Annotated in this window: 8 protein-coding genes; 4 read left to right on the forward strand and 4 right to left on the reverse strand. The window is 65.1% G+C overall.

The window, feature by feature from the left end:
* Together tldD and lepB are read left to right on the forward strand one after the other, a co-directional pair.
* On the forward strand, positions 1 to 1,319 hold a 1,319-nt coding region (gene tldD, locus JOY90_RS29680), incomplete at its 5' end, for a metalloprotease TldD (protein WP_291694653.1).
* Complete coding sequence (gene lepB, locus JOY90_RS29685; RefSeq protein ID WP_291694654.1) at positions 1,316 to 2,095, forward strand: signal peptidase I; 780 nt, start codon at positions 1,316 to 1,318, stop codon at positions 2,093 to 2,095. The genes tldD and lepB, both read left to right, overlap by 4 nt.
* 132 nt (positions 2,096 to 2,227) lie before the next feature.
* Here lepB and JOY90_RS29690 read toward each other — a convergent pair whose 3' ends face one another.
* From JOY90_RS29690 to JOY90_RS29700, 3 genes are all read right to left on the reverse strand, one after another.
* Positions 2,228 to 2,734, reverse strand: a complete 507-nt coding sequence (locus JOY90_RS29690; protein ID WP_291694655.1) for a PAN domain-containing protein — start codon at positions 2,732 to 2,734, stop codon at positions 2,228 to 2,230.
* A gap of 475 nt (positions 2,735 to 3,209) precedes the next feature.
* Positions 3,210 to 4,580 (reverse strand): glutamate--cysteine ligase, encoded by a 1,371-nt coding sequence (locus JOY90_RS29695; protein WP_291694656.1) that lies wholly within the window; start codon positions 4,578 to 4,580, stop codon positions 3,210 to 3,212.
* A gap of 98 nt (positions 4,581 to 4,678) precedes the next feature.
* Positions 4,679 to 5,167 carry a MarR family winged helix-turn-helix transcriptional regulator gene (locus JOY90_RS29700; RefSeq protein ID WP_291694657.1) on the reverse strand — a complete coding sequence of 163 codons (489 nt, stop codon included), beginning with the start codon at positions 5,165 to 5,167 and terminating at the stop codon, positions 4,679 to 4,681.
* Between the two features lie 173 nt (positions 5,168 to 5,340).
* Here JOY90_RS29700 and gstA point away from each other — a divergent pair, with 173 nt between their 5' ends.
* The gene (gene gstA / locus JOY90_RS29705) at positions 5,341 to 5,958 is read left to right on the forward strand and encodes a glutathione transferase GstA (RefSeq protein ID WP_291694658.1); all 618 of its coding nucleotides are present in this window, start codon (positions 5,341 to 5,343) and stop codon (positions 5,956 to 5,958) included.
* A gap of 130 nt (positions 5,959 to 6,088) precedes the next feature.
* Here gstA and JOY90_RS29710 read toward each other — a convergent pair whose 3' ends face one another.
* Positions 6,089 to 8,305: a 3-hydroxyacyl-CoA dehydrogenase NAD-binding domain-containing protein gene (locus tag JOY90_RS29710; protein ID WP_291694659.1), complete on the reverse strand. Its 2,217-nt coding sequence runs from the start codon at positions 8,303 to 8,305 to the stop codon at positions 6,089 to 6,091.
* A gap of 180 nt (positions 8,306 to 8,485) precedes the next feature.
* Here JOY90_RS29710 and JOY90_RS29715 point away from each other — a divergent pair.
* Positions 8,486 to 8,960, forward strand: a 475-nt coding sequence (locus JOY90_RS29715; protein WP_291694660.1) for an enoyl-CoA hydratase-related protein, incomplete at its 3' end; no start/stop codon positions are given.

An 8,960-nucleotide genomic window follows, 5' to 3' on the forward strand; every position in this document is an offset into this window, starting at 1 on the left:
TCCTCGAATACAGCCAGACCGAAGCGTTGATGTTCGACAACGGCCGCCTGAAGCAGGCGACCTACGACACCAGCCAGGGGTTTGGCCTGCGCGCGGTCAAGGACGATGCGGTCGGCTATGCCCATTCCTCCGACGTGTCGCTGCCGGCGCTGATCCGCGCAGCGGATGCGGTCGCGGCGGTGCGCGGCGGTTATTCCGGATCGTTCGCGGCGCCGCCTGCGCACACCAACGTCAAGCTCTACGGCGACGACAATCCGCTCGATGCGCCGGGCTTCGAGAGCAAGGTCAAGCTGCTCGCCGAGATCGACGCCTATGTGCGCGACAAGGATCCGCGGGTGCGCCAGGTGACGGTGAGTCTCGGCGCGACCTGGCAGGTGGTCGAGATCGTGCGGCCGGACGGCGAGAGTTATCGCGACATCCGCCCGCTGGTGCGTGTCAACGTCTCCGTCGTCGCCGGCCAGGGCGACCGGCAGGAGAGCGGCAGCAAGGGTTATGGCGGCCGCGAAGGCTATGCCCGCTTCATCGAGACCAAGTCCTGGCGCGAGGCCGCCGACGGCGCGCTGCGCGAGGCGCTGGTCAACCTGGAGTCGGTGCCGGCGCCGGCCGGCGAGATGGACGTGGTGCTCGGTGCCGGCTGGCCCGGCGTGATGCTGCATGAGGCGGTCGGCCACGGGCTCGAAGGCGACTTCAACCGCAAGCAGACCTCGGCCTTCGCAGGGCTGATGGGCCGACAGGTCGCAGCCCGGGGCGTCACCGTGGTCGACGACGGCACCATGGCTTCGCGGCGTGGCTCGCTGTCGATCGACGACGAGGGCACGCCGACCAACCGCACCATGCTGATCGAGGATGGCGTCCTGGTCGGCTACATGCAGGACCGCCAGAATGCGCGGCTGATGAACATGAAGCCGACCGGCAACGGCCGCCGCCAGGGCTATGCCCACGTGCCGATGCCGCGCATGACCAACACCTACATGCTGGCGGGCGAGCGCGACCCCGCCGAGATCATCGCCTCGGTGAAAAACGGCGTCTATGCCGCGAACTTCGGCGGCGGTCAGGTCGACATCACCTCGGGCAAGTATGTCTTCCAGTGCACGGAAGCGTACAGAATAGAGAACGGCAAGGTCGGCGCCCCGCTGAAGGGCGCCATGCTGATCGGCAATGGCCCGACCGATCTGCATCGAATTACCATGATCGGCAACGACCTTGCGCTTGATTCGGGGATCGGCACCTGCGGCAAGAATGGCCAGGGCGTGCCGGTCGGCGTCGGCCAGCCGACGCTTCGCATGGAACGTATTACTGTCGGAGGAACCGGCCGATGAGCGTCGAGAAACTATCCACCACCCCCGCCAAGAGCACGGGCAGTCACTGGCTGGGGCAGGCGGTGCAGCTTCTGGCGATCGTGCTGATCGTGTTCCTCGCCAAGGGCGCCATCGCCGAGCCGTTCTACGTGCCGTCGGGCTCGATGGAGCCGACGCTGATGATCGGCGACGCGCTGCTCGCCTCCAAGTTCCCCTATGGCTACGGCACGGCGTCGCTGCCGATGCAGATCAACCTGCCCGAAACCAAACGGCTGTTCGAGGGCACGCCGAAGCGCGGCGATGTCGTCGTGTTCCGCTGGCCGGGCGACAATTCGCAGGCCTGGGTCAAGCGCGTGGTGGGGCTGCCCGGCGACCGCATCCAGATGCGGCAGGGCCAGCTCTTCATCAACGACCGCGCCGCGGCGCTGAAGCCTGACGGCATCGGCGAGGCTGAGGACGACAATGGCAGCCTGGAGCCCGCCTATCGCTACACCGAGACGCTGCCCGACGGGGTCAAGCACGCGATCTTCAAATTGCGCGACAATGGCCGGCTCGACAATACGTCCGAGGTGACGGTGCCGGACGGCCATTTGTTCGTGCTCGGCGACAACCGCGACAATTCCGCCGACAGCCGCGTGCCGGTGCGCGAGGGCGGCGTCGGGCTGTTGCCGATCGACAATCTGGTCGGCCGCGCCGACGCGGTGATCGGCTCCTGGGATCTCGGCATCCGCAAGCAGCCCGTCTATACGTGGCTGTCCGGCTTCCGCCTGGCGCGCTTCTTCAGCGCGGTGCATTAGGAAGGAATGTAGTCGCGTAGGGTGGGCTAAGGCGCAAGCGCCGTGCCCACCATCTGTCGACTACGTGTACGTGTTGTCCGGAACGGTGGGCACGCTGCGCTTAGCCCATCCTACGAAGGTGCTACGAAACTGCTACCGCACCACGCCTGACGTGAAGCCGGCCCGGTGTCGGGGCGGCTTGATGTCCTTCTTCAAAAAGCAGCGCGCTTCCTTGCCGACATAGCCGGCACGGGCATAGGTCCAGGCCCGGCACTTGTTGTCGGTGATGCAGGCCTCCTTGCAGGCCTCGTCGCTGTCGTCCTTCTTCAATTCGAAATTGTGGTAGTCGCCGCCGGCCCGGTCGATCGAGGTTTCCACCGCGCCATTGCGCGGCTCGACCACGCCGGCCCCGCGCACGCCGGTGACGCAGCAGCTCGACGGCAGGCGCGCCGGCACGTTGCTCTTGAGCCAACAGATGGCGCCCACCGCCGGATCGGTCGGATAGTTGAAGCTCCAGGCCCGGCAGCGCCGGTCATGCTCGCACAACAGCGCACAATCCTCGGGATCGCCGGACGGAATCGGCGCGTTGGTGTAGTCCCCGCCGGGACGGTCGAAGCTGCTTTGCGCCTGCGCAGGACGCGCGACGCCTGTGGCCGCCATGCAGCTGAACGCCAGCAGCCACACCCCAACGTGACGGCCCAGTTTCATACGCGATTTGCTTTCAAACGTTTCCACGCGCCCCGCGGCCAGTGCAGCGGACCAGACTTCGCTTCGGCATCGCTTCGAGCCGTTGCAAGCGAATGTCCGATCTGAGCCGCACCAGAATCGTGTTCCGAGTGTCCCTCACCGGAAGCCCGCTTCATTGTTCAGCGAGCAGCTCTCGCGAGCCTCCGGCCTGAAGGACACCAGCGATCCAAGACTCTAATGTGGCTTGATTCAGAAGTCCCCTTAAAGTGCGCGCCCACCCGCATCCCTCGAAGCCGACATTCGCCAACGCGTGCGCCCCCGCAACAGGATGCGAAATGCCGAGATGGAACAGCGGCAGGCGCCATTTGAGCGCCACGAACCTGTACGGCAGATGAATGGAACGGAAAAACGCCAGCGGTAAAAAGGCTTAAGCGGGCCGGATCGAGGGCTAAAATGCGTATTCGTCGTAGGCCGGCTCGACCGAGCCTTGCCAGCCATTGTTGAACTTCTCCAGCAACTCCTCCGCCGGCGTCCGGCCGGAGTCGATGATGCGATCCAACGGCTCGAGGTGCCGGGTCTCGTCGCGCCCGGACGGGTCGACGCGGCTGCGGCGCCTCAGGCCGGAATGCGCCAGCGCCAGGCATTCCTTGGCGATCTCGAATGCATAGCGGTCCCTGATCCGGGCCCTGAAGCCGAGGCGCGGCACCTCATCGCGCAACTGCTGACGATCCTGCGCGTTCCAGTGCTTGGCGATGTCCCAGGCGGCATCGAGGCTGACATCGTCGTAGAGCAGCCCGACCCAGAACGCCGGCAGCGCCGGCAGCCGGCCCCACGGCGCGCCGTCGGCGCCGCGCATCTCCAGATAGCGCTTCAGCCGCACCTCGGGGAAGATCGTCGAGAGGTGATTGGCCCAGTCCGACAGTGTCGGACGCTCGCCCGGCAGCTTGTTGCTCTTGCCCTCGAAAAAGGCACGGAACGACGAGCCGGCGACGTCGATATAGCGCTCGCCGCGCTTGACGAAATACATCGGCACGTCCAGCGCATAGTCGACCCAGCGCTCGAAGCCCATGCCGTTCTCGAACGCCCAGGGCAGCATGCCGGAGCGGTCGTTGTCGGTGTCGCGCCAGATCTCGGACCGGAAGGAGAGGAAGCCGTTCGGCTTGCCCTCGGTGAACGGCGAGTTGGCGAAGAAGGCGGTCGCGATCGGCTGCAGCGCCAGCGAGACCCGCAGCTTCTTGACCATGTCGGCCTCGGAGGAGAAGTCGAGATTGGTCTGCACCGTGCAGGTCCGGTACATCATGTCGATGCCGTAGCGGCCGACCTTCGGCATGTAGTTGGTCATGATCTTGTAGCGCCCCTTGGGCATCAGGGGGATCTCGGCGCGCGACCAGGATGGCGTCATGCCGAGGCCGAGAAAGCCGATGCCGAGCGGGCTTGCGACCTCGCGCACCTGGGCGAGATGGGCCATCAACTCGCTCTGGGTCTGGTGCACCGTCTCTACCGGCGCGCCGGACAATTCGAACTGCCCGCCGGGCTCGAGCGAAATCGCCCCGCCGCCGGTGACGTCATGCAGGCCGATGATGTTGCCCTGCTCCATGATCGGGTCCCAGCCGAGCAGGAGCTGCATGCCTTCCAGCAGCGCCCCGATGCCGCGCGCACCCTCGTAAGGGACGGGACGACGGCCTTCGATGGTGAAGGGCGTCTTCTCGTGCTCGGTGCCGATCCGGAACTCGGACGGCGGCTTCGCGCCTGCCTCCAGCCACGCCACCAGCTCGTGGCGGGACTTCAGCGGGGTCATGTCGATCTGGTCACGCGCCATGAAACTTCCAAATCAAAAAGCGCGTCGCTCGGATGCGCGTGGGATCGGGGAATATCCGCCAGCCGACGGCCTTGCGGACGTGAACAACGAGAAAGGTATCATCGCGCGGGCGCGCCTTCGCCTACCGCCGGCGAAGCCATCGCCCCGCAGGAGCAGCCGAGCCGGTCGAGCAGCGCGCACAACCGCGTTGCGTCGGCATCCGTCAGTTTCGAGCCGACATGCTTCTCGATCGCGGCCGAATAGGCGGTCCACATCCGCTTCTGCAAATCGCGTCCGGCGTCGGTGATCTCGACGAACTGGCCGCGCTTGTCGATCTTGCATTCTCGGCGCGCCGCGAGCCCCTCATCGACCAGGCGGTCGATCAGGCGCGAGGTGGAATATTGCGGGATCAGCATCTGCCGCTCCAACTCGACCGGGCGCAGCTCGCCGGTCGGCGCCCGCGACAATTCCAGGAGCGCATCGTACCAGGCGAGCGGCGGGAAGCCGGCCTTCTTCAAATCCTGCTCGACGGCGTCCAGCACCCGGCTCTGCACCCGCATCAGGCGGATCCAGGCGGCGGTCGCCTCGGTCGATGGTCTGCGCTTCATGCCTGGACTCTTCACTGTGATAATGGAGTGTACCGCACTGAATGCAGCTGCATCAATCTTGACTATTCCATGCAGATGCATTTACTGCGGAGTCGGCCTCAGGCCAGCTCATCCCTTCGCCGGATGGAGGAAGGGTTGAAAAAAGGACCGGATTGAACAGGAGGAACTTGACCATGAAGCTCTACTATACGCCTGGTGCCTGCTCGCTTTCCCCTCACATCGCGCTGCTCGAAGCCGGCCTGCCCTATGATCTCGTCAAGGTCGATCTCAGGGCGAAGAAGCTCGAGAATGGTGATGATTTCCTGAAGGTCAATCCCAAGGGCCAGGTGCCTGTGCTTGTGCTCGATTCCGGCGAGTTGATCACCGAGGGGCCGGTCATCGTGCAGCGGATCGCCGACCAGGCCAAGGACAAGCACCTGGCGCCGGAGCGCGACTCGACCGAGCGGTACAAGCTGCTCGAATGGCTGAACTTCATCACGACCGAGCTGCACAAGAATCTCGGGCCCCTGTTCTCGCCGGTGCTCGCCGACGACGCCAAGGCGTTCTTCAAGGACCGCGCGATGGGCAAGTTCAAATATCTGGAGAACCAGCTCGGCGGCCATGACTACCTCATGGGCAGCCAGTTCACCGTCGCCGACGGCTACCTCTTCACCATGCTGATGTGGGCCACCGACCGGCTCGGCTTCGACCTCTCCGGCCTGCCGAACCTCGTGGCCTACAAGGCCCGCGTCGCCGCGCGGCCGAAGGTGAAGGAGGCGATGACCAAGGAAGGATTGCTGAAGGCGGCGTGAGCAAGCCTGCCCAGCATGCGGTCCGTTCCCTCCCCCCTCTTGTCCGCCGAAGCCCGCCTTCGGGCGAAGGCGGATGCGGGGGAGAGAGCCCACCGAACGTGCCGAAACGGCGCGGACAAATGGAGCAGGCCTACGCCGCGGCGTAGGCCTTCTTCGGCGGGAAGCGGCCGTAGAAGGTCTCGCCCCTGGCGGCCATGTCCTCAAGCAGTTTCGGCGGGGCGAAGCGCGGGCCGTATTTGGCCGCGAGCTCGTGGCAGAGCGCGACGAACTTCTTCGTCCCCATGAAGTCGATGTAGGACAGCGTGCCGCCGGTGAACGGCGCAAAGCCGAAGCCCAGGATCGAGCCGACGTCGGCCTCGCGCATGTCGGTGATGACACGGTCCTCCACGGTGCGCGCGGCCTCCACCGCCTGCACCACCAGGAAGCGCTGCTTCAACTCCTCGATGTCGAGCGTATCGGGATCGAGCTGCTTCGGTTGCAGGGCCGAGATGCCCGGCCACAGGCTCTTGCCGCGACCGGTGGCCGGGTAATCGTAAAAGCCCTTGCCGTTCTTGCGGCCGAAGCGGCCCTGCTTCTCGACCATCTCGATCATCAGCTTCTTCTGCGCCTGATCGACGGCGTTGGCGCCGAGATCGGCTTCGGTCGCCTTCATGATCTTGAGCACGAGGTCGAGCGCGACCTCGTCGGACAATGACAGCGGCCCGACCGGCATGCCGGCCATCCTGGCGCAGTTCTCGATCATCGCCGGCGGCACGCCTTCCATCAGCATCTCCAGGCCCTCCGCGGTGAAGCGCAGCACGCAGCGGTTGGCGAAGAAGCCGCGGGAATCGTTGACCACGATCGGCGTCTTGCCGATCTGGCGCACATAGTCGAGCGCGGTGGCGATCGCGAGATCGCTCGTGTTGTTGCCGAGGATGATCTCGGTCAGCATCATCTTCTCGACCGGCGAGAAGAAATGGATGCCAATGAACTTGCTCTGGTCCTTGAACTCCTCGGCCAGCGAATTGATCGGCAGGGTCGAAGTGTTGGAGGCGAAGATCGCGCCCTCCTTCAAAAGCGGCTGCGCCTTGGCATAGGTCTCGGCCTTGACACCGCGGTCCTCGAACACGGCCTCGATGACGAGGTCGCAATCCCTGATGGCGTCGTAGTCGGGGGTCGCGGTGATGCGCGACAGCAGCGCGTCGCGGTCGGCCTCCTTGACGCGGCCCTTCTTGACGAGATCGTCGATCACCTTCTGCGCATGGGCCTTGCCCTTGTCGGCGCTGTCCTGGTCGCGATCGATCAGCACCACGTCGATGCCGGCGCGCGCCGAGACATAGCCGACGCTGGCGCCCATGAAGCCGGCGCCGATCACGGCGAGCTTCTTCACCTTGGTCGGCGGCACGCCCTCGGGCCGCCGCGCGCCCTTGTTCAATTCCTGCATCGACAGGAACAGCGAGCGGATCATCGCGGCGGCTTCGTTCGACCGCAATATCTGGGTGAAGTAGCGCGACTCGACGCGCAGCGCCGCGTCGATCGGGAGCTGCAGGCCCTCGTAGACGCATTGCATCACGGCGCGCGCGGCCGGGTAATTATCAAAAGTCTCGCGGCGGTAGATGGCATTGCCCGCCGGGAACATCATCATGCCGCCCTTGGAGAAGACCGGACCGCCCGGCAGCCTGAAGCCCTTCTCGTCCCAGGGCGCGACCGCCTTGCCGCCGCCCTTGATCCAGTCCTTGGCGGTCCTGATCATGTCGGCGCGCGGCACCACGGCATCGACCAGCTTCAGAGCCTTGGCCTTGGCGAGGTCGACCGCATCGCCCTTGAGCAGCATCGTCATCGCCTCCTGCGGCGGCACGATGCGCGGCACGCGCTGGGTGCCGCCAGCACCGGGAAACAGGCCGACCTTGATCTCGGGCAAGCCAAGTCGCGTCTTGGGATTCTCGGCGGCGACACGGTGATGGCAGGACAGCGTGAGCTCGAAACCGCCGCCGAGCGCAAGCCCGTTGATCGCGGCGACCCACGGCTTGCCGCAGGTCTCGATCGAGCGAAACACCAGCGAGAAGCGGCGGCTCTGGTCGAACAGCATCTGGTTCGCCGCTTCCTCGCCCTTGGTCTTCAGCACCTCCTTGTAGGTGCGGCTCATGCCTTCGAGCATCGAAAGGTCGGCGCCGGCGCAGAACGCGTCCTTGCTGGAGGTGATGACCACGCCTTTGACCGCGGCGTCACCCGTCGTCTCCTTCACGATCGCCTCGAGCTCGTTGATCGAGGTCTCGTCCAGCACGTTCATCGAACGGCCGGGAATGTCCCAGGTGACGAGCGCAATGCCGTCGACGTCGGTCTCGAACTTGAAATTGTTGTAGGCCATGTGGTGCTCCTCGCCTCGACTCGTAGGGTGGGCTAAGCGAAGCGTGCCCACCGGCTAGATCAATGGTGGGCACGGCGCTGGCGCGCCTTAGCCCACCCTACACATTCTTCGCGCGGCATGGTGGGTTACGCCTTCGCTAACCCACCCTACGAGACCTGCGATTGAGGCGAGGAGCAACACATGGCCTTCAAGAATTTCAAGCTAGAGACCGACGCCGACGGCATTGCGCTCGTCACCTGGGACATTCCCGGCCGCTCGATGAACGTGCTGGATGAGACCTCGATCAACGAGCTTGAGGAGATCGTCAAGCAGACGACGGCCGACGCTGCCGTGAAGGGCGTGGTCATCACCTCCAGCAAGGACGCGTTCTGCGCCGGTGCGGACCTGTCGATGCTCGAGGGCATGAGCCATACCTACGCTCAGATGCTCAAAGACAAGGGCGAGGTCGCGGCCAATCAGATGCTGTTCGACCAGAGCCGCCGCTTCTCATTGGTGTTCCGCGCCATCGAAACCTCTGGCAAGCCGTGGGTCGCGGCCATCAATGGGCTGGCGCTTGGCGGCGGTTTTGAATTGACGCTGTCCTGTCACTATCGCGTCGCCGCCGACAATCCGAAGACGCGGCTCGGTCTGCCCGAGATCAAGGTCGGCCTGTTCC

It is taken from the genome of Bradyrhizobium sp. (assembly GCF_019242285.1).
GTDB lineage: Bacteria > Pseudomonadota > Alphaproteobacteria > Rhizobiales > Xanthobacteraceae > Bradyrhizobium.

Coding starts and splice junctions, on each gene's coding strand:
- gstA (WP_291694658.1), top strand. CDS start 5,341: ATGAAGCTCTACTATACGCCTGGTGCCTGCTCGCTTTCCCCTCACATC.
- JOY90_RS29695 (WP_291694656.1), bottom strand. CDS start 4,580: ATGGCGCGTGACCAGATCGACATGACCCCGCTGAAGTCCCGCCACGAG.
- JOY90_RS29690 (WP_291694655.1), bottom strand. CDS start 2,734: ATGGCGGCCACAGGCGTCGCGCGTCCTGCGCAGGCGCAAAGCAGCTTC.
- lepB (WP_291694654.1), top strand. CDS start 1,316: ATGAGCGTCGAGAAACTATCCACCACCCCCGCCAAGAGCACGGGCAGT.
- JOY90_RS29710 (WP_291694659.1), bottom strand. CDS start 8,305: ATGGCCTACAACAATTTCAAGTTCGAGACCGACGTCGACGGCATTGCG.
- JOY90_RS29700 (WP_291694657.1), bottom strand. CDS start 5,167: ATGAAGCGCAGACCATCGACCGAGGCGACCGCCGCCTGGATCCGCCTG.